The 18,917-nt window shown below is 38.9% G+C and carries 17 protein-coding genes and 1 other RNA gene; 6 read left to right on the forward strand and 12 right to left on the reverse strand.

Annotation, left to right across the window (positions count from 1 at the left end; all coding sequences use genetic code 11):
- The first annotated feature begins 2 nt into the window (after positions 1-2).
- Together IPK31_17010 and panB are read left to right on the forward strand one after the other, a co-directional pair.
- Positions 3-368, forward strand: a complete 366-nt coding sequence (locus IPK31_17010; GenBank protein ID MBK8089484.1) for a four helix bundle protein — start codon at positions 3-5, stop codon at positions 366-368.
- A 54-nt stretch (positions 369-422) separates the two neighbouring features.
- Positions 423-1,238 (forward strand): 3-methyl-2-oxobutanoate hydroxymethyltransferase, encoded by an 816-nt coding sequence (gene panB / locus IPK31_17015; protein MBK8089485.1) that lies wholly within the window; start codon positions 423-425, stop codon positions 1,236-1,238.
- 59 nt (positions 1,239-1,297) lie between these two features.
- Here panB and IPK31_17020 read toward each other — a convergent pair whose 3' ends face one another.
- Together IPK31_17020 and IPK31_17025 are read right to left on the reverse strand one after the other, a co-directional pair.
- A complete protein-coding gene (locus IPK31_17020; GenBank protein ID MBK8089486.1) occupies positions 1,298-2,164 on the reverse strand; it encodes a hypothetical protein in 867 nt (288 codons plus the stop codon).
- A 73-nt stretch (positions 2,165-2,237) separates the two neighbouring features.
- Complete coding sequence (locus IPK31_17025) at positions 2,238-2,660, reverse strand: hypothetical protein (GenBank protein MBK8089487.1); 423 nt, start codon at positions 2,658-2,660, stop codon at positions 2,238-2,240.
- Positions 2,661-2,824: 164 nt separating this feature from the next.
- On the opposite strand from IPK31_17025, the gene IPK31_17030 reads away from it, so the two are divergent.
- From IPK31_17030 to IPK31_17045, 4 genes are all read left to right on the forward strand, one after another.
- A complete protein-coding gene (locus tag IPK31_17030; GenBank protein MBK8089488.1) occupies positions 2,825-4,741 on the forward strand; it encodes a TonB-dependent receptor in 1,917 nt (638 codons plus the stop codon).
- 149 nt (positions 4,742-4,890) lie between these two features.
- Positions 4,891-6,417, forward strand: coding sequence for an aldehyde dehydrogenase family protein (locus tag IPK31_17035; protein ID MBK8089489.1), 1,527 nt, complete (start codon positions 4,891-4,893; stop codon positions 6,415-6,417).
- 95 nt (positions 6,418-6,512) lie between these two features.
- Positions 6,513-8,201, forward strand: coding sequence for a S8 family peptidase (locus tag IPK31_17040; GenBank protein ID MBK8089490.1), 1,689 nt, complete (start codon positions 6,513-6,515; stop codon positions 8,199-8,201).
- 62 nt (positions 8,202-8,263) lie between these two features.
- Complete coding sequence (locus IPK31_17045; protein MBK8089491.1) at positions 8,264-8,779, forward strand: DinB family protein; 516 nt, start codon at positions 8,264-8,266, stop codon at positions 8,777-8,779.
- Between the two features lie 54 nt (positions 8,780-8,833).
- Here IPK31_17045 and rnpB read toward each other — a convergent pair.
- The 10 genes from rnpB to IPK31_17095 all read right to left on the reverse strand — a co-directional run bounded on the left by rnpB (position 8,834) and on the right by IPK31_17095 (position 18,741).
- An RNA gene (gene rnpB, locus IPK31_17050) (RNase P RNA component class A) lies at positions 8,834-9,303 on the reverse strand.
- 226 nt (positions 9,304-9,529) lie between these two features.
- Entirely contained in the window at positions 9,530-10,321 is a 792-nt protein-coding gene (locus tag IPK31_17055; protein MBK8089492.1) for a hypothetical protein, read from the reverse strand.
- A 1,836-nt stretch (positions 10,322-12,157) separates the two neighbouring features.
- A complete protein-coding gene (locus IPK31_17060) occupies positions 12,158-12,616 on the reverse strand; it encodes a DUF4304 domain-containing protein (GenBank protein ID MBK8089493.1) in 459 nt (152 codons plus the stop codon).
- 442 nt (positions 12,617-13,058) lie between these two features.
- Positions 13,059-13,307, reverse strand: a complete 249-nt coding sequence (locus tag IPK31_17065; protein ID MBK8089494.1) for a hypothetical protein — start codon at positions 13,305-13,307, stop codon at positions 13,059-13,061.
- 34 nt (positions 13,308-13,341) lie between these two features.
- On the reverse strand, positions 13,342-13,581 hold the full coding sequence (locus IPK31_17070; GenBank protein MBK8089495.1) for a hypothetical protein: 240 nt from the start codon (positions 13,579-13,581) through the stop codon (positions 13,342-13,344).
- Positions 13,582-13,627: 46 nt separating this feature from the next.
- Positions 13,628-14,656 (reverse strand): Smr/MutS family protein, encoded by a 1,029-nt coding sequence (locus IPK31_17075; GenBank protein ID MBK8089496.1) that lies wholly within the window; start codon positions 14,654-14,656, stop codon positions 13,628-13,630.
- Positions 14,657-14,766: 110 nt separating this feature from the next.
- Complete coding sequence (locus IPK31_17080) at positions 14,767-15,234, reverse strand: DoxX family protein (GenBank protein MBK8089497.1); 468 nt, start codon at positions 15,232-15,234, stop codon at positions 14,767-14,769.
- 94 nt (positions 15,235-15,328) lie between these two features.
- A complete protein-coding gene (locus IPK31_17085) occupies positions 15,329-15,781 on the reverse strand; it encodes a methylglyoxal synthase (protein MBK8089498.1) in 453 nt (150 codons plus the stop codon).
- Between the two features lie 154 nt (positions 15,782-15,935).
- Positions 15,936-17,687 carry an amino acid permease gene (locus tag IPK31_17090; protein ID MBK8089499.1) on the reverse strand — a complete coding sequence of 584 codons (1,752 nt, stop codon included), beginning with the start codon at positions 17,685-17,687 and terminating at the stop codon, positions 15,936-15,938.
- A gap of 88 nt (positions 17,688-17,775) precedes the next feature.
- A complete protein-coding gene (locus IPK31_17095; protein MBK8089500.1) occupies positions 17,776-18,741 on the reverse strand; it encodes a polyprenyl synthetase family protein in 966 nt (321 codons plus the stop codon).
- Positions 18,742-18,917: the final 176 nt, after the last annotated feature.

Genomic DNA, 18,917 nt, shown 5'->3' on the forward strand with positions numbered 1-18,917 from the left:
CTATGACTGAAAAAGATTTAAAAATACGATCCCGAAAATTTGCTGTTGATGTCCTGAATTTTGTTGACTCATTGCCAAACAGGAGAAGTGGAAATATTATCGGCAATCAATTAGGCAGAAGCGCATCTTCAGTAGCTGCCAATTACAGGGCTGCCTGCAGAGCAAGATCACAGGCTGAATTTATTTCAAAAATCGGTATTGTTGAAGAAGAAGCAGATGAATCTGTTTTTTGGCTGGATATTATTCCCGATACAAAAAATGCAAGTATAGAAACTGTTGAACCTTTGTTGAAGGAAGCAAGGGAACTCACAGCTATCTTTACATCCTCAAGCAAAACAGCTAAAGCAAACAGACCGGCAAAGCAGTAAAGCTTGTTGTATTCAATTTCAAAATTTCGAAATTCAAAAATTCCAAAATTTAGCATGTCAACAAATAAGGATGTAAAACGGGTTACAACCAATACTCTGCAGAAAATGAAATCATCGGGTGAAAAGATCTCCATGATCACCGCCTATGATTTTTCATTTGCAGGAATTTTTGATACTGCAGGTATTGATGTGATTCTTGTGGGCGACAGTGCCAGCAATGTAATGGCAGGACATGAAACAACTTTGCCAATTACACTGGAGCAGATGATCTATCATGCGCAATCGGTGATCCGTGCGATTAAACATTGCCTCGTTGTTGTTGATCTTCCTTTTGGTACTTATCAATCCAACTCAGATATTGCTTTGGCATCTGCTATTCGCATCATGAAAGAAACCGGCGCACATGCAATCAAGCTTGAAGGTGGTGAAGAAGCAATTGAATCAATCAAACGCATAGTTGCTGCCGGAATACCGGTGATGGGACATTTGGGTTTAACACCTCAATCCATTTATAAATTTGGTACATACACAGTAAGGGCAAAGGAAGAAGAAGAAGCAAATAAATTAAGAAAGGATGCAAAGTTGTTAGAAGATGCAGGATGCTTTGCAACTGTTTTAGAAAAAATTCCTGCTGCACTGGCAAAAGAAGTTTCAGAAAGTTTGCACATCCCCACTATCGGAATTGGCGCAGGCGGTTTCTGCGATGGACAGGTATTGGTAATGCATGATATGCTGGGCATTAATACAGAATTTAAACCAAGATTTCTGCGGCAGTACTTAAATCTGTACGAACAGATCACCGGTGCTGTGCAGCAATATATAAAAGATGTGAAGAGTAGCGATTTTCCGAATGCGGGGGAATCATATTAATTATGATTGTAACTAACAGAAGTTGGTGTTTGTGTAGTTGATCATCATTACAAAGTAATTCAATATTCATTAAACCATTCAAAACTTTCTATAGTACGATATTCTTTTGGGATAGATTTTAGCTTAATTCTTTTTACGTTTTCAGAAGAGTACAATTCTTTATTGGTTAGAAAATAAGAGTGATTAATTGTGTCAGCTTTGTCAGGATAAATAAATTCAATTGTATCAACATTAAAATTATTCCATTTATACTTATAAAGCCCAACTTCACCGGGGTGTCCATATTGTACGCCACGAATTATTTTCTCTTTCGGTGAAAAAGTTGGATTGATGAATTGATACTCTCTTGAAAAAGCTCCTTTATCTGTCAGATTTAGATAAACATTGAAAATGTCACGCCTGCAACAACCTGATTCAGGATACAAATGAACTAAGAAGTCTCTCATACCATCGCCATCTACATCTCTAATTGTATCGTTTACATAGGACATACCATGTTGTAACCTATTTAGTACAGAAGCCAATTTATTGCCCTTTATGTGGTAAATATCTATATATACTCCCCAGGGAGCCCGTCTTCGGATTAAAATATGCCTTTGTTTTTTTGAGAATAAGCGCCCGATTCTAATATTAACAGCAACATTATAAGAGCTGCCCTCTAACGTTATTTCATACTCCTTGTAATAATTGTCAGTTTGAATGTTTTGTTTTGCAATTCTTATTGCTTCGTTTAAAACCTTGTCAAGACTTAAGCTGTCAGCTATTTCATCTCTCGTAACTTGTTCTTTTCTTTCTTCTTTCGGCAATGTGTTTTTCTCAATATTATCTTTTGGAACGGATATAATTTTGTTATTACCTGACCTTTGCTTACATGAACAAAAAATAAGTAAAAGAGAAAGAATAAAGATGGTTGAGATCGATTTCATTTAGTTACAGTATACAAGCTAATTTATGCTATTACAAGCAGCTCTCAAAACAATTAATTCGTTTTGCAATGCTCTATTTAAAAATCGTATCCGCATTCAGCACTGCCCATAACTTCAGTCCGTCATATTTTTCTTCCAGCGTTTTTAAGAATGGTTTTACATCCATCAGCACTTTGCGTTCTTCCAGCACTTCCACATCAGCAAAGAACACACGGCTGAGATAAATCCGTTCACGTTTCAGCATATAATCATTCCGCATTCTTGCACGTTGCTTTGAATCTTTAACCGGTGTTTCGCAGAATACAACCATTAAAGATTTTTCTTTATTGGTATTGGTGAGGCGCAATACCTGGCAGACTAATAATTTTTCTTTTGGTAAAGAAAAAGTAGCAATAGAGTCTGCAGTAACTGTGTTTACATATCCTGCAGAAAATACCTGCGTATAAGCACTGTTTGTGATGACCCATAAATAAGTCAGGAGTAGCAGTTTAATCATAGATATTGTTTTAATCAAAAATTATAGCGGGGTGCTGAACAACTCTATGTAAGTAATAGACAAACGAAAGTTTGTGAATAAAACTATGACGATTAATAGACATCTTTCTGCACCATTTCGCTGCCTTGCACCCTATCTTTGCGGCCAACAAAACTGACCAACGAATGAAAAAGTATTTTTTCATAGTAATAGCTGCAATTGCTGCCGTAAATTCAACTGCACAGCAAAAAGAAATTGAATTAGATCCCATTACTGTTACTGCTTCATTGATACCACAGAGCTCTTCAAAAACAGGAAGAAATATTATCATCATTAAAGGTGAACAGATCAATAAACTGCCGGTTAATTCTATTGATGAATTAATTCGTTATTTACCCGGTGTGGAAGTGCAGAGCCGTGGCCCAATGGGTACACAAAGCAATATCACCATTCGTGGCGGAACCTTTCAACAGGTATTAATTATTTTAGATGGTGTTCGTTTAAATGATCCGTTAACAGGACATTTCAATTCATATATCCCCATCTCCCCTGCTGAAATTGATCGTATTGAAATTTTGAAAGGTGCATCATCTGCTGTTTATGGAACCGAAGCAGTTGGTGGTGTAGTAAATATCATCAGCAAAACATTTGCTGCACAAAAAGGAAAACAGCAACAAAGGTTAAACGGACAGGTAACTGCAGGTGATTATGGTTTGCGTAATGCACAGGCAGGTTTCAGCTGGCAGAAAAATAAAACCGCTTTATCAGGTGGTGTGTTACAGAATGTTGCTGATGGTCAACCACTGCGGGGAACAAATGGTTTCTTTAATCTCACCACCATTTCAGTTTCTGCAAAACAGTACATATCTGAGAATAGTAGTATCGCTTATCGTGGTGCATATGATGACAGAAATTTCAATGCACAGAATTTCTATACAAATTTTTTAACTGATTCTGCAACCGAACGTGTCATCACAAGATGGCATCAATTAAATTTCACGTATCAAAAAAACAAACATAAATTCAGTATTGATGCCGGTGCAAAAGATGCATCTGATAAATACCAGTTCCGCAAAGCATCTGCTGCTAACACCAACCGTTCAAAAATTTACCAGGCACTGGCAATACATAATTATACCATCAATCAACAGTCAACTATTACATCGGGTGTTCAGTTGATTGAACGGAGTGTAAAATCGAACAACCGTGGCAATCACAGCATCACTTCAACAGGAGTATTTGTTATTCTTAATCAGCAGATCGGGGAACATATAACCATCAATCCTGCTTTGCGTGCAGATTGGAATGAAAGAGCCGGCTGGGAATTAATTCCACAATTAAATCTTTCTTACCGCACAGAAAAATTACAGCTCAGAGCAAGTGCAGGAAGAAGCACAAGAGATGCAGACTTCACCGAACGCTTTAATAATTATCAGCCTGCGTCAGTTGCAAGCGGTAACCGCATTGGTAATCCTGATCTTGAAGCTGAAACGTCATTCAGTTATGAAGCAGGCGCTGATTATTTTATTGTAAAAGATTTTAAAGTATCTGCAGGATGGTTTCAACGTTTTCATAATGGTTTGATTGATTATGCTGCTACTGCTTATGCAGATATGCCAAGACAGGTGAATCTTGTTCCCGGTGGTACTTACAGTCTGGCAAAAAATATTGATAAAGTAAACACAAGAGGTGTTGAAACAGACTTGCAGTACAGCAAAGAATTTGCACCTAATCATCGAGTTTCAGTTGCAATGGGAGCCATCTGGATGAAGAGTACCAGCAGTGATACTGTTCCTTCGCTCTATGTTTCCAATCATGCAAAATTCTTTTACAATTTTTCTGTGCAGTACAGGTATAAATTCATCAGCATTGCGTTGAATGGTTTGTATAAACAACGTACTCCTCAAACAGGAAACGCAGCTTTCGTTCCGGTGAGTAAAGATTATTTCCTGATGAATGCAAGACTGGAAGGAATTTTTCTTGGGAATAAACTAGGTGTATTTGTACAGGCCGATAATGTATTCAACCGCAGGTACAGCGATATACTGGGAACTGTTATGCCCAACCGCTGGGTAATGGGTGGTATTAAGGTTTCATTATAAAATCAGGTATGCCATACTTAAACTTACTGATGATATAAAACTGTCTGCTAAAAGTATGGCATACCTGCTCCATCGGTAATGGGTGGAATAAAAGTCACATTATAATCAACGCTTTTTCAGGATATTTGCAGCCTCAATAAAACGATTGTATGCAGGATATCTTAAAGCAGTTAGGAATTAAAGACAATAACTCTGGTGTTTCAACCGGTGTAAACTGGATGAAATCCGGAGGCGAAACAATTGTGTCCTCCTCTCCCGTTGATGCAAAAAATATTGCTTCCGTTACAGGAGCAGATAAAGAATCGTACGAAACGGTAATCAAAAAAGCAGAAGAAGCTTTTAAAGAATGGCGCACATGGCCCGCTCCAAAGCGTGGAGAAATCGTACGGCAAATTGCTGAAGCATTACGTGCAAAAAAAGAACCGCTGGGTAAATTGGTTTCCTATGAAATGGGAAAAAGTTTACAGGAAGGTTACGGCGAAGTGCAGGAAATGATTGATATCTGTGATTTTGCTGTTGGCCTCAGCCGCCAGTTACATGGATTAACGATGCACAGCGAACGCCCCCTGCATCGCATGTATGAGCAATGGCATCCCCTTGGAATTGTTGGAATCATATCAGCATTTAATTTCCCTGTTGCTGTTTGGAGCTGGAATACGATGCTTGCATGGATCTGTGGTGATGTTTGTATCTGGAAACCATCTGAAAAAGTTCCTTTATGCGGCAGTGCCTGTCAGAATATTGTTGCGGAGGTATTTGCAAAAAATAATGTTCCGGAAGGTGTAAGCTGTTTAATTCAGGGTGGCAGAGAAGTTGGTGAATGGATGAGTAATGATACAAGAGTTCCATTAGTTTCTGCAACCGGAAGTACAAGAATGGGTAAAGCGGTGGGTGCTGCTGTTGGTCAGCGTTTGGGAAGAAGTTTATTAGAACTTGGTGGAAACAATGCCATCATCATCAGTGAACATGCTGATCTGAATATTGCAATTCGTGGTGCAGTGTTTGGTGCAGTTGGTACTGCCGGACAACGTTGTACAACAACAAGACGTTTGATCATTCATGAAAGTATTTACGATACAGTAAAAGAAAAATTAGTAGCAGCTTATAAGCAGTTGAGTATTGGCGATCCGTTGAATGAAAGCAATCACGTGGGGCCATTAATTGATCAGGATGCTGTGGCTGCATATTCAAAATCGATTGAACAGTGCAAAGCAGAAGGTGGAAAATTTGTGGTTGAAGGCGCTGTATTATCAGGCATTGGTTATGAAAGCGGCTGCTATGTAAAACCATGTATTGCTGAAGCAGAACCTCATTATAAAATTGTACAGCATGAAACCTTTGCTCCCATTTTATATTTACTGAAGTATAAAACCATTGATGAAGCCATTGCAATTCAGAACGGAGTTCCGCAGGGATTATCATCTTCCATCATGACCTTGAATCTTCGTGAAGCAGAACAATTCTTATCAACTGGCGGCAGCGATTGCGGCATTGCCAATGTAAACATCGGCACCAGCGGCGCTGAAATTGGCGGAGCTTTTGGTGGTGAAAAAGAAACAGGTGGTGGCCGTGAAAGCGGAAGCGATGCCTGGAGAAATTACATGCGCCGGCAAACAAATACCATCAATTATTCCAATAATCTGCCGTTGGCACAGGGAATTAAGTTTGATCTCTAAAAAAAACACTCAAAATCCTCATAATTGTGGTTAGACGGTATGTTTAATTTTGAGGATTATTGCAATTTTACCATTATAGAACAAAACAATAACGAATGTATCCTCAAAGATTTCTCATTGGCTTAACCATCTTTATCCTGTCCGTAACCACTACCCTCGCCCAAACATCTGCAAAAGATGAACTGAAAGGCTGGCATCTGAAAGACAAAACATCAGATGGGTATTATGGCATCAGCCTGGAACAGGCATTTGGTTTTTTAAAAGACCGCAAAAGCACAACAATCATCGTTGCTGTAATCGACAATGGGATTGATACACTGCATGAAGATCTGAAATCTATACTCTGGCACAATCCAAAAGAAATTCCGGGTAATGGTATTGATGATGATAAGAACGGTTATGTGGATGATATTTATGGCTGGAATTTTCTTGGTGGAAAAGATGGCCGTAATGTAAAAGATGGTTCAGCTGAAGCAGCCCGTATGTATCATGCGTTGAAAAGTAAATATGCAGGCACAGTTGATGAAACTAAGTTATCACCCAAAGAAAAAGAGGAATACAGGGTCTTTAAAAAACTGAAAGATGAAATAGAAACCGGTGCAACAGATGCACAGCAGCAGATTTTATTTCTGCGTGGTTTGTACAGAAAATCCGGACAGGCAGACAGTTTGATCCAGGTCCGTTTCAAAAAAGAATATAATGGTAATGATCTGGTTACTTTTAAACCGGCTAACTCAAAAGAGTCTGATGCCAAGTCAACCATGCTTGCACTTTTCAGGGGATTTGATGCAATGGAAGTAATGAACAGCAGCATCATGGAAGACTTTACCACTTATTACAAAATGCAGGAAAAGAAAGCAGAAGCTCCTAATACAGTACCGGTAGATTTTCGTGGTGAAATTGTAAAAGATAATTACAACGATTTTAATGACCGCTATTATGGCAATCCTGATGTAATGGCTGGTACTCCCTTACATGGTACACATGTAAGCGGAATTATTGCAGCTGCAAGAAATAATGGAATTGGTGTAGACGGTGTTGCCAATGATGTACGCATTATGTCGCTGCGTGCAGTACCTGATGGGGATGAATATGATAAAGACGTTGCACTCGCCATCCGTTATGCTGTTGACAATGGAGCAAGAATCATCAACATGAGTTTCGGCAAAGGATACTCACCTGAAAAAAGATGGGTGGATGATGCAGTGCGTTATGCAATGAGTAAAGGTGTATTGCTGGTGCATGCAGCAGGCAACGATCATGCGAATGTGGATAGCACAGAAAATTATCCCAATGCCGTTTTTGCTGATACAAAAACAAAGGCAACGAATTATATAACAGTTGGTGCAAGCGGCGATCCAAAAGCCGGTGGATTGATTGCAACCTTCAGTAACTATGGTAAAAAGGAAGTAGATGTATTTGCACCGGGTGTTGAAATTTATTCATCAGTACCCGCCGGCAATGCTTACCGTTTTGAAGATGGAACAAGTATGGCAAGTCCGGTTGTTGCCGGGTTAGCTGCACTTATTCTCTCCTACTTCCCCGATCTTACTCCTGAACAGGTAAAGTACTGCATTGAAAAAGGTGCACAGAACCCCAATGTGGAAGTAAAGAAGCCGGGTACAGAAGAGAAAGAAAATTTCGGCGACTTCAGCCGCACAGGTGGTATCATCAATGCATACGAATCAGTAAAGATTGCGGCAACATTGAAAGGCGAAAAGAAAACGCAAACTGCTCCAAAGCCGTTACCAAAACCAAAAGTGAAGAAATCAAGAAAAGGATAAAACGTATTTTTGAAGTCCTGCTGAAAAGCAGGACTTCTTTATTTATACCATAAATTAATTGTATGTCAAGACTAACCACCGATGACTACGCTTCATTTTATCACAACTATGTAATGCAGGTGCAGGAAGATGATCTGCAAACTGCTTTTCAAAACAACTCACCCGTTGTGGATGCATTTCTGAATTCTATCCCTGCAGCAAAAGCAGACTATGCTTATGCAGAAGGTAAATGGACAGTTAAACAATTACTGCAGCACATGATTGATGCAGAGCGGATTTTTGCACACCGTGCATTATGGTTTGCAAGAAAGAGCCCTGCTCCTCTCAGCGGCTTTGATGAAAATGCTTATGCAGACATTGCAGATGTAAGCAAACGAAGCCTGCAATCATTGATTGATGAAATGAAAGCCGTAAGAAAAAGTACAGAATTTCTTTTCAGCAGCTTTTCTGAAAACGAACTGAATACAGTTGGTACAGCCAATAACAATCCCATTACTGTAAAAGCATTGGGTTATGTTACGCTGGGTCATTTTCTGCATCATAAAAATATACTGGAAGATAGGTATGCCATACTTTGAAAGTATGGCATACCTCAAAAGGTCAGGCCACGCTTAAGCGTGGCCTGATATAAAAATTACTGCAAACCGATAAGCCGGATTTTGTTTCATCCGCCATAGCCGAAGCAAAGGCGGATAACAGCTATCATTTATCTGTCCCGCAATTTACATTGCGGGATCAATCTGCCTACCCTTCCCGCTATCATCAGTTGATGAAGATAAACGAGCCGTTTACAATGCTGATCAGTTGAAACAAATTCAACTGATTGCAAAGCGGGATATACATGGCATTTCAGCACGTAAGGTTTACCCTGCTCATACATTACTGTACCAACCCGTAGGCTCTTACCCTACGTTTTCACCCTTACCTGCCGAAGCTTTAGCGAAGGCAGGATTGCCCTAACTATAAATTCGGCGTGGCGGTTATTTTCTGTGGCACTTTCTGTTGGCGCTTTTAACACCACCCGGCTCTTCACCGGTACGTTGCTCTATGCTGTCCGGACTTTCCTTGGCGCTTTTGGCGACACGATAGCTTAGCTTGCAGCAACAGCAAAAATACAAAGAAGGTTTTTGTCCACCTGTTGAAAAATGTCTGCAAAATATTTTTCAACTTCAATAGATGTAAAAGGCAGCTTGTCTGTTTTAAACTTATCGCCCATTAGTTTAATCAATTCCTTTGCCTTGTCATAATTTGCTTGTGTTACTAAATGATATACGTTGTTGAAGTAAGCCCAACGAAAACCATTTAAAACAATAGCTGCGTCTCTCGATTTAGTTATATCTTCTTTTTGTCGTTACCCGATTTACCAATCCTTCGTCAACTAAATAAGGCGTAAGAAACAGATTATATGATGAATCAGAATTATTGTTAAAATAAATTGGTCTGCTATAAAAATTTTGTTGAAAAATGTCCAATAAGATTCTGTCACCTTTAAGAATGTAATTGTCCAAATAAGTTGGTCGTAACTCCCAACTAAATTTTTGTGTAGTGTCAATTGAATTTATAACTGTAATTTGTTGGGATTGCCATTCTTTATATTCTATGGTGTCAATAACGGCATCTGAAAAACTAATTTTTAAATTTCTTTCAGATTTTAAATATTTTGAATACCATATTGTATTTATCAAGTTAGCATCAACTACAGTAATGTCAGTTCGATAATTTTCAATAGTCTGTAAGTACCAAATTGGAATTGTAATATTGTCTCCGTAAGTAACAAGAATTGCGTTTTTGTCGCAACTTTTTAAGAGCTGTCGGTTGAATTCTAAAATGGGTTCTATAAATCCACCTTTTTTAAGTTGAAACATTCCCTTTCCATCATCTGCGTTAAGTCTGTCAATTGTGTAGCCTAAGAAATACCTATACTCTGCATTTTTAGGATTTAGCTTAACCTGATTAGTCAAAATCCTAAATGCTTTGGAATAGTCTGCTGTGTCTTTTTTTGCTTGCAGCTTAAATTCATATTTTCCACTGTCAACTATTACAGTCTCAACAGTTGTTGTCGCCTGTGAAAAACAAAGGGTCGAAAAAAGAAGTGATATTATTGAAATGAAGGTTCTCATAAAATTACCGCTAACACGTAAATTTATGTTATTATACGCTATATGGTAAAATTAATCACTTGTGAAAATCAATGCTTTAGTATTATACATTTTCAATTGTTATAGCGTTCCGTCGCCCCGAGGTCTGGCTTGTCAAATCTAATTTCCCGGTAAGCCGCTCCTGCCGACTCCGGGATTTCACCAGTCACATCGCTTCTTCAATCCTTTTTCTCAGCAACGTCTCCGCCTCTGGACGTTGCGTATTATGATGGTACTGCTGCTGGCGCAACGTCCCTATCAGCTATTTGCTAACTTTCATCTTTGTCTATTGGGAGACGTTGCCGGGAAAGAGGGCTCTTTAGTTATAATGGAATTTTGATTCCAATAGATAGTTTTAAATATTTATGTGGTAATGGAATTTGATATTCGTCTTGGCTGAATAGGTAAATATCAGCTTGAACTGTATTCACAACAGAATATGCTAAAGAACTACACAAACCTAATTTTTCAGATATTTTGTAGTCGCTTCCAAAGCCAATGTTTAATGAGTAGCCTTGCCAATAATTTTTCTTATATGTGCCATCGTATTTATCAAAATTAACATCGTACTTGGCACTTAAAATATAGTTTCCCGAGAATTCACAAAGAGAAATAAAAGAAAGCTTTCTTTTATTTAAAAAAAAACATATCCAATGTTTACTGGGAAAAACAAAGTCCTGTATACTAATGATTCTGTTGTAACTAATTCAAATGTCCCACTTTGGCGAGGTGGTGGAATAGCTCCTTGATTAAGAAACACCTTCGTTTTTAATTGTCTTGGTATATAGCCTAACCCTGCTGAAAAAAATAGTTTATCAGTAAAAAAATATTGAATACTTGCTGAGTTACTAAAGTTTAGAGTTGTCATCGTATATTTTCGTTATACCTGTGAGCATAGTCATTTTCGTGAAACGTCAACTCTGGTTGAGTCTGAACAAGTAGCGAATAAGTTCCTTTTTTCTGTCCAAATAGTGCAACTGAAAAAAATAAAAAAAAGAATATTATGAAGTGTCTCATATAAAGGTTGACAAAATTTTTTTCTCAGCAACGTCTCCGCTTCGGGACGTTGCGTATTATAATGGTACTGCTGCTGGCACAACGTTCCTATCAGCTATTTGCTAACTTTTGTCAATGAATTTAACTATTATATGAATAAGCTACCGAAATAATTAATGCAAGTGTCAAAACAAAAACTGCCACTGAACCATAAATAAGCCCCCACGCCAAATTTTGAACAATAACTTTAGAGTTTGGTCGCACTAATTTTAAAAACAACCCTGTCAAAAAACATAATAATAAGGTTGTGATGATTAATAGAAAATTGTTGTGAAGCCCTTTGTAAGTATAGACTAAGAAAAAGTTTACAGCAAACGTCAGCAAGAAAAATAACAATTTGTATCCCAATTCTTTTTTAAAAATCATATTCTGTCTTAGCATAGTTCAAATGTTTTTCAATTCTCTCGCCCTGGGGTCTGGCTTGTCAAATCTCATTTCCTGGTAAGCCGCCCCTGCCGACCCCTGGATTTCACCAGTCACATCTCTTTTTCAATCCTAAGCAATTTACTCTATCCACTTTTACCATCTTCATAAAATGCCGCACTTGAATGTTCGTAGTGTAAGAAATCTGCTGCCAGCATCTATTTACCACTTGCTGGATTATTGCAATTCCCGGGGTCGGAGGCCAGACCCTTTTTCTCAGCAATGTCTCCGCCTCGGGACGTTGCGTATTACAATGGTACTGCTGCTGGCGCAACGTCCCCATCAGCTATTTGCTAACTTTCAACTTTGCCTATTGGGAGACGTTGCTGTTAAAGAAAATTATATTTCTTTCACACTATGTGCTTTTATCACGGCAATAATATTTTCAGGCATTGTGTTTTGTGGGCTAACTTCTTGAAAAGATAGAATTGAAGTGATAAGTCCTTTATCAGGATTTTTAATTCTAATAAGCAGCGTGTTAATTTTTGAACTTAAAATTTCTTTGATATAAGTAACAACCTGTAAATCATCTGCATTTTCGGGTAGTAAATTGTTATTATAAGGATCAAGCCTTCCACACAAATGAATAGAATCCGATTTGTAATCGAATTTAGTATTGTTTAACTCAAAAAAATATACTCCATAATTTATAAAAAAAATATCAGAAAATCTTGAGGGTTGGATTTCAAAAATAAAAGAGAACCACTTTTCGTCAATAAACCAAACCTTTCCTCTTTTTCTTTTAAAACCATCTTCAGTTAAAAGGATATCAATTTTATTCAAAACTTTATCATTCATAAGATTATTTTATGAAATTGGCTCACCCAATGAAGATTCCATCGCCCGTGGGTCTGGCTTGTCAAATCTCATTTCCCGGTAAGCTGCCCCTTCTTACCCCGGGATTTCACCAGTCACATCTCTTCTTCAATCCTTGGCAATTTAATGTATCCGCTTTTACCATCTTCATATAATCCTGCACTTGAATGTTCATAGTCAACTGAGGTCAGGCCGCTCCCAGCGGCCAGACCGGGTAACTCATCCCATCTTATGAATCCTTAAAATCCTAAAAATCATGGTTCAGACAATTTCCTGCCACAATAACAGAATCACCCACCCGCAAACTCAAAACAACCATTTTCAGCCCATAATAGTTCATTTTAGCCCTGTCATAAGCAAATATTGCAGTGACAAAGCAAAATATAACAGCGTCATATGCAAATGTAGATGCGTCATTTACCAATTAAAGAGCGTCAAAGGCAAATGAAGATGCGTCATTTGCCAATTCAACAGCGTCAAAGGCAAATGAAGATGCGTCATTTGCCAATTCAACAGCGTCAAAGACAAATGTAGATGCGTCATTAACCAATTCAACTGCGTCAAGAGAAAATCTAGATGCGTCATTCACCAATTCAACTGCGTCATACGTAAAAGTTGATGCGTCATTCACTAATATAACAACGTCATTGACAAAAGTATGTGCGTCATTCATTAATGTTGGTGCGTCAAAGCCAAATTCATTGACGTCATGTCATAGTGCATTCTCCGTAATCGACATGATCAAATGCGCAGGAAGCATTGCAGCTTCCGCAAGCTGCAATGCCTGTTCCAATACTATGAATAGCTAATTGACAGGAGCTGGTATTCCTTCCGTCGCCCCAAGGGTCGGAGGCCAGACCCCGGGCTGACAGATCTTTCAATTCAGCAACAATAATGGTATTATCAAAAGGCCTTGCGTAAACCTGTCTTACAAATTGGAAAAGCAAGGGCTGTGTTGTAGGCTCTCCCCTTCGGGGGGAGTTGGAGGGGGCTTTACTTATATTGAAAGAAAATCTCTGTTGCCCCATATCCATATTGCGGATGATACTGGTTCACAAAAGATTTTACTTCCGCTTTTAACCGCAGTGCGTCGTGTATCTCATCTCTTAATCTTCCTTCACCCACACCATGAATAATGGTTAAAGAAGGTTGAAAATGAAGGATGGCCAGTTCATAATATTTTTCAAATTCTTTTAACTGGGCAGTGAGTATTTCAAAATTGCTGAGATGTTTCCAGTCGTGAATGATCTTTTCAATATGCAGATCAACTACAGTTCTGGCTGGTGGTATATGCTGTCTTGCTTTTCCCGCATCATAGATTTTATAACCTGCAGCAGTTAATTTATCTATATCAACTTTGTCAACAATCACCCTGTCAGGATAGGTTTCCATCAGCTGGTAGGTAAAACTGGCTTCATTTTTCTTCAGCATTTCTTCAATGCGTTGAAACAATTGTTTTGCTTTCAGTTTTAAAGATGCTTCAAAATGTTCGGCTTTCTTTTTTTCGGGCTGGGCTAAACTGAATTCAAAATCAAAACGTGGCGAATCATTCATCTTTTCAAAATCCACATCATGAATATAAAAGTCATTGTAAGGAAGAATTTCATTCTTCAGATTGAATTCACTGTCGCCTGTATAACGCAGATGGTAATCGAATTGAAAAGCTGTATCAGTGTTGTTCACTAAATAAATGCGGAAGTATTCCACCACATCATCATCAAAAATATCTTTATCGAATACCGGTAAAAATGAAATCCAGATCCCCTCTCCCACTTTATAGTCCTTAATGGCAGAACCTTTTTCTTTCTTTACATTGTCGATATACTTTTTCTGCGGCTTGGGAAGCTCTTTCCTCTTTTCTGTAAACTGTTTGAAATAGGGAAACTCAATCTGATCAATATAAACGGGGAACTGAACACCGTCTACTTCAACACTCACCATTTTCTTATCTATAATATCAACCACTTCACCTTCTTCATTGGAATGGATCAATAAAACCTTATCACCTACCTGGAACTTCATATTCGTTATTTATACTGCAAAAATAACCCCGGCAAACAAGATCTGATCAATCAATCTCTGTCATCACTCAGAATTTGCTCCCGGGGTTGTCAAACACCACACACTGTACTCTATCCCCACTTATGTTTATGAGGCTTCTCATCATTGTGGGTTTTCATCCATTCGTCCACGCTGATGGGGCCGCTGCCTTCAACAGTAAAGAATACAAGGAGGATTAATATCAAAACAGAGAACCATAATTCAGATTGGGCCTGGAACAGTCCCCCGGCAATGTTTACAAAAATGATTGCACCCAGCAGAATGGGAATTTGTATGATACAGGCAAACCGGGTGAGTAAACCGCAAATGATCAAAGCGCCGCCAATAAGGTGTGCAAAAACCACGTAGTGTGAAGCAAAGCTGACGGAGAAAGTGTTAATGATAGCTGCTTTACCGATTGTGTTGGTCAGCTCCGTCATGTTGTTGATGTATTGAAATCCTTTCATGACGAGTACAAGACCCAGCGTAATACGAATAAAGTCAATCCATTTGGGGTGATGGGCATCTCCCCATTTTTCAATGCGTTGTACGAGATTCATAATGGCAAATTTTTATGTGAAAGAAGCTATGTAAAAGTTACAACCCTTTTACAGCTTTTCCAAGTAAATTTTTGCACCGGATGCCCGTAAATGTTTACTTAATCTTCCGTTTCAGGTAGGCAGCATAATCTTCCTGTGCAGCAGTATATTCCTGAACAATGAGTGGTGAAGTAAAAATAAAATCGGCTGTTGCCCTGTCGCAGGCAGTGGGAATATTCCAGGTTACTGCTAATCGGAGCAATGCTTTTACATCGGGATCATGTGGTTGTGCTTCCATGGGATCCCAGAAAAAAATCAATACATCAATCTTTCCTTCTGCTATCAATGCCCCTACCTGCTGATCGCCACCAAGCGGTCCGCTTAAAAATTTTGTTACATGCTGGTCCAATTTATCTTCGAGCATTTTACCAGTAGTGCCGGTTGCAAAAAGCTGATGTTTGGCTAATGCTGTACGGTTGTAATATGCCCAGTCAATTAAATCAGTTTTCCTGTTGTCATGTGCTACTAATGCAATTCTCTTTCTGGCTGACATTTTCCTTGTTGTCATAAGAAGTATATTTTTAATGCCAATGCCGTTTAGTTAAGGGGTTGGTGAGGACACCAACCCCGGCGGTCAGCCGTGGCGGGTGTCCTCACCCGCCACTTGAAATCTCTTAACTAAACGGCATTGTATTTTAGGCAGATAATTTCCGCAAAAGTAATTACTGTGGAGTTGCCAGCTTACTCTTTTTATAGCCGTATAAAAAATAAACAATCAAACCTAATGCTAACCATCCAAGAAACCAGGCCCAGTTGTTTTTTGTCATACCGGTTAACAGGTATAAACAGGTGCTTAAGCCCATCAGCGGAATCAACGAATATTTTTTTATGAACGATATAACAGCAAGAATAACACAGAGGCCCCAGAAGATGATCAAAGTAATTTGAGGTGTTGCTGCATCCATGAAGGATATTTTACCTGAAGTATAATCTGCATTTGAACTGAAATCAAAATTCAGCAGGTTCTGCCAGTAACCTTTTACATAAATACCCAGTAGTGCGATAGCTATAAGAATAATTACCGGGAATATAAACTGCCCATTGATGTAAGGCAGATGAAATTTCCCTTCCATCTTTTCCTTTCTTGGAATGAGTAATACACCACCGCAAACAAGTACGAATGCAAACAGCGTTGCAATACTGGTAAAGTCGAGTACAAATGTTTTATCAGTAAATAATATGGGAATACCAACAACAAAACCTGTGATGATGGTTGCAAAAGATGGCGTTTTGAATTTGGGATGTATTTTCTGAAACACAGGAGGAAGTAAACCATCACGGCTCATACTCATCCAGATGCGGGGCTGCCCCATTTGAAATACAAGCAACACACTTGTCATGGCAATTACTGCACTGATGGCAACAAGGATCTGCATCCATCCTACATTAAGGTTTTGTTTTTCAAAGATGAATGCAAGCGGATCGCCCACTCCCTGGAAATTTCTGTAATTCACAGCGCCTGATAAAACAAGCGTCAGCAAAATATAAACAACGGTACAGATCACCAGCGAATACATCATTCCTCTTGGTAAATCACGTTGTGGGTTTTTGCTTTCTTCAGCCAAAACACTTACTGCATCAAAACCGATATAGGCAAAGAACACTCCACTTACTGCTGCCATTACACCACTGAAGCCATTCGGCATAAAGTTGTTTACACCTGCATCATCAGCCGGCATCCAGTTAGGAGTTAATCCATTTGCAAAAACAAGATAACCACCAACAAGAATCACCAGTGCAACAACAGCCATTTTTAAAATCACCATTACGTTGCTGAAATTGCGGCTTTCTTTTATACCACGATAAACAAGATAAGAGATTAATAAATTGATAACTAATGCCGGTACATCCACTATAAAACGAAGACCAGCAATAACCGGGGCATTGTTCCATGCGCTTATTACTTCAGCATTTGTACTGCCGCTGGTAATACCATCTTTCGCTTCCATATAACTGGTGCTGAGCCAGGCAGGAATATCAACACCCAATTTTGTAAGGAAGGAAGTAAAGTAATCGCTCCAGCTGAATGCTACATAAATATTGCCGATTGAATATTCCATGATCAATGCCCAGCCGATGATCCATGCAAACAATTCACCAAAGCTGGCATAGGCATAAGTATAAGCGCTGCCTGCAACGGGGATGCGGCTTGCAAATTCAGAATAACAAAAAGCAGTAAAGCCACAGGCAATGGCAGTAATGATAAACAGCAGCACAACTCCCGGACCACCGTTAAACACGGCACCACCCAAACTGCTGAAACTTCCTGCACCTAAGATGGCTGCAATACCAAAGAAAGTTAAATCACGAACGGTAAGAACCCGGTGTAATCCACCTCCTCCACCATGAGCATCATCGCTCCCTTCAGCTAAAATGGATGAAATCTTTTTTGTGCGAAACAAACTATTACTCATAACGGTTGGTTTTGGAAACGTCAAAATAGCGAAAAATAATGAAATAGAAACAGATACAGTCAGCTGCAATTATGATTGTTGTCCTGCATCAATATTCCCTCTGTACCAAAAAACGGGCAAGCTCTTTCAGCGGCTCCTTACGTTTACTCATCACCGCAATTTCTTCCAGGTGTGTCATGGCTTTTTCGAGGTATTCATTTTTTAACTGTAAGGCCCATTCGTCTACTCCGGCAGATTTGAAAATGGATAATACATTTTCTACTTTATCAGCAGGATTCGTTTGCATCAACTCTTGCAGCTGCTCTTTTTGTGCTGCAGATGCTGACTGCATTGCATGGATCATCAGGAATGTTTTTTTATTAGCGATGATATCACCTCCCACCTGTTTACCAAATTTAGCAGGGTCACCAAATGCATCTAAGTAATCATCCTGGATCTGAAATGCAATGCCGAGGTTTTTACCAAATTCATACAAATGATCCTGGTTGCCTGCTGTTGCACCACCCATGATGGAACCGATTTTTAAACTGCCTGCTAATAAAACAGAAGTCTTCAGTGTAATCATATGCAGGTATTCATCCATACTCACCGATTGTCTTTGTTCAAAATCCATATCGAGTTGCTGACCTTCACAAACTTCATTGGCTGTTTTATTATAAAGAGTAAGTACCTTTTGCAGGTACTCCATTTTCATGTTGCTTAAGTACTCATATCCATGTACGAGCATTACATCTCCTGCAAGCAAGGCTGTTGAATCGCCAAATTTTGCATGAACTGTTGGCATTCCCCTGCGCAGCGGAGCTTTGTCCATAATATCATCATGAATCAAACTGAAATTGTGAAATAATTCAATCGCTGTGGCTGCATGAAAGCTGTCGGGTTTAATTACATCAAACAATTCATTGCCCATCAAAACACAAACAGGCCTGATCCGTTTACCGCCTAATTGTAAAATATACTGGGCAGAATCATAGAGGGTTGATGGCTCTTTTGGAAAATGCCTGACATTGAATTGCTCTTCAAATTGTTTTAATAGCTCTTGAAATGAATGCATGGTTAGATTTTTTGGCTAAGAGGTCAAAGGAGTGAAAAGAGTGAAAAGAGTGAAGGAGAAATACAAACTCATTTCTATCGCTTTTTCTCTTTTGAATTTCAAGCTTGACATATTTTATTTTTTGGCTAAGAGTTCAAAGGAGTGTAAAGAGTAAAGGAGAAATACAAACTCCATTC

Source organism: Chitinophagaceae bacterium (assembly GCA_016713085.1).
Classification (GTDB): Bacteria; Bacteroidota; Bacteroidia; order Chitinophagales; family Chitinophagaceae; genus Lacibacter.

Coding starts and splice junctions, on each gene's coding strand:
- IPK31_17030 (MBK8089488.1), top strand. CDS start 2,825: ATGAAAAAGTATTTTTTCATAGTAATAGCTGCAATTGCTGCCGTAAAT.
- IPK31_17095 (MBK8089500.1), bottom strand. CDS start 18,741: ATGCATTCATTTCAAGAGCTATTAAAACAATTTGAAGAGCAATTCAAT.
- IPK31_17060 (MBK8089493.1), bottom strand. CDS start 12,616: ATGAATGATAAAGTTTTGAATAAAATTGATATCCTTTTAACTGAAGAT.
- IPK31_17055 (MBK8089492.1), bottom strand. CDS start 10,321: ATGAGAACCTTCATTTCAATAATATCACTTCTTTTTTCGACCCTTTGT.
- IPK31_17040 (MBK8089490.1), top strand. CDS start 6,513: ATGTATCCTCAAAGATTTCTCATTGGCTTAACCATCTTTATCCTGTCC.
- IPK31_17065 (MBK8089494.1), bottom strand. CDS start 13,307: ATGAATGACGCACATACTTTTGTCAATGACGTTGTTATATTAGTGAAT.
- IPK31_17090 (MBK8089499.1), bottom strand. CDS start 17,687: ATGAGTAATAGTTTGTTTCGCACAAAAAAGATTTCATCCATTTTAGCT.
- IPK31_17045 (MBK8089491.1), top strand. CDS start 8,264: ATGTCAAGACTAACCACCGATGACTACGCTTCATTTTATCACAACTAT.
- IPK31_17025 (MBK8089487.1), bottom strand. CDS start 2,660: ATGATTAAACTGCTACTCCTGACTTATTTATGGGTCATCACAAACAGT.
- IPK31_17085 (MBK8089498.1), bottom strand. CDS start 15,781: ATGACAACAAGGAAAATGTCAGCCAGAAAGAGAATTGCATTAGTAGCA.
- IPK31_17010 (MBK8089484.1), top strand. CDS start 3: ATGACTGAAAAAGATTTAAAAATACGATCCCGAAAATTTGCTGTTGAT.
- IPK31_17075 (MBK8089496.1), bottom strand. CDS start 14,656: ATGAAGTTCCAGGTAGGTGATAAGGTTTTATTGATCCATTCCAATGAA.
- panB (MBK8089485.1), top strand. CDS start 423: ATGTCAACAAATAAGGATGTAAAACGGGTTACAACCAATACTCTGCAG.
- IPK31_17020 (MBK8089486.1), bottom strand. CDS start 2,164: ATGAAATCGATCTCAACCATCTTTATTCTTTCTCTTTTACTTATTTTT.
- IPK31_17035 (MBK8089489.1), top strand. CDS start 4,891: ATGCAGGATATCTTAAAGCAGTTAGGAATTAAAGACAATAACTCTGGT.
- IPK31_17080 (MBK8089497.1), bottom strand. CDS start 15,234: ATGAATCTCGTACAACGCATTGAAAAATGGGGAGATGCCCATCACCCC.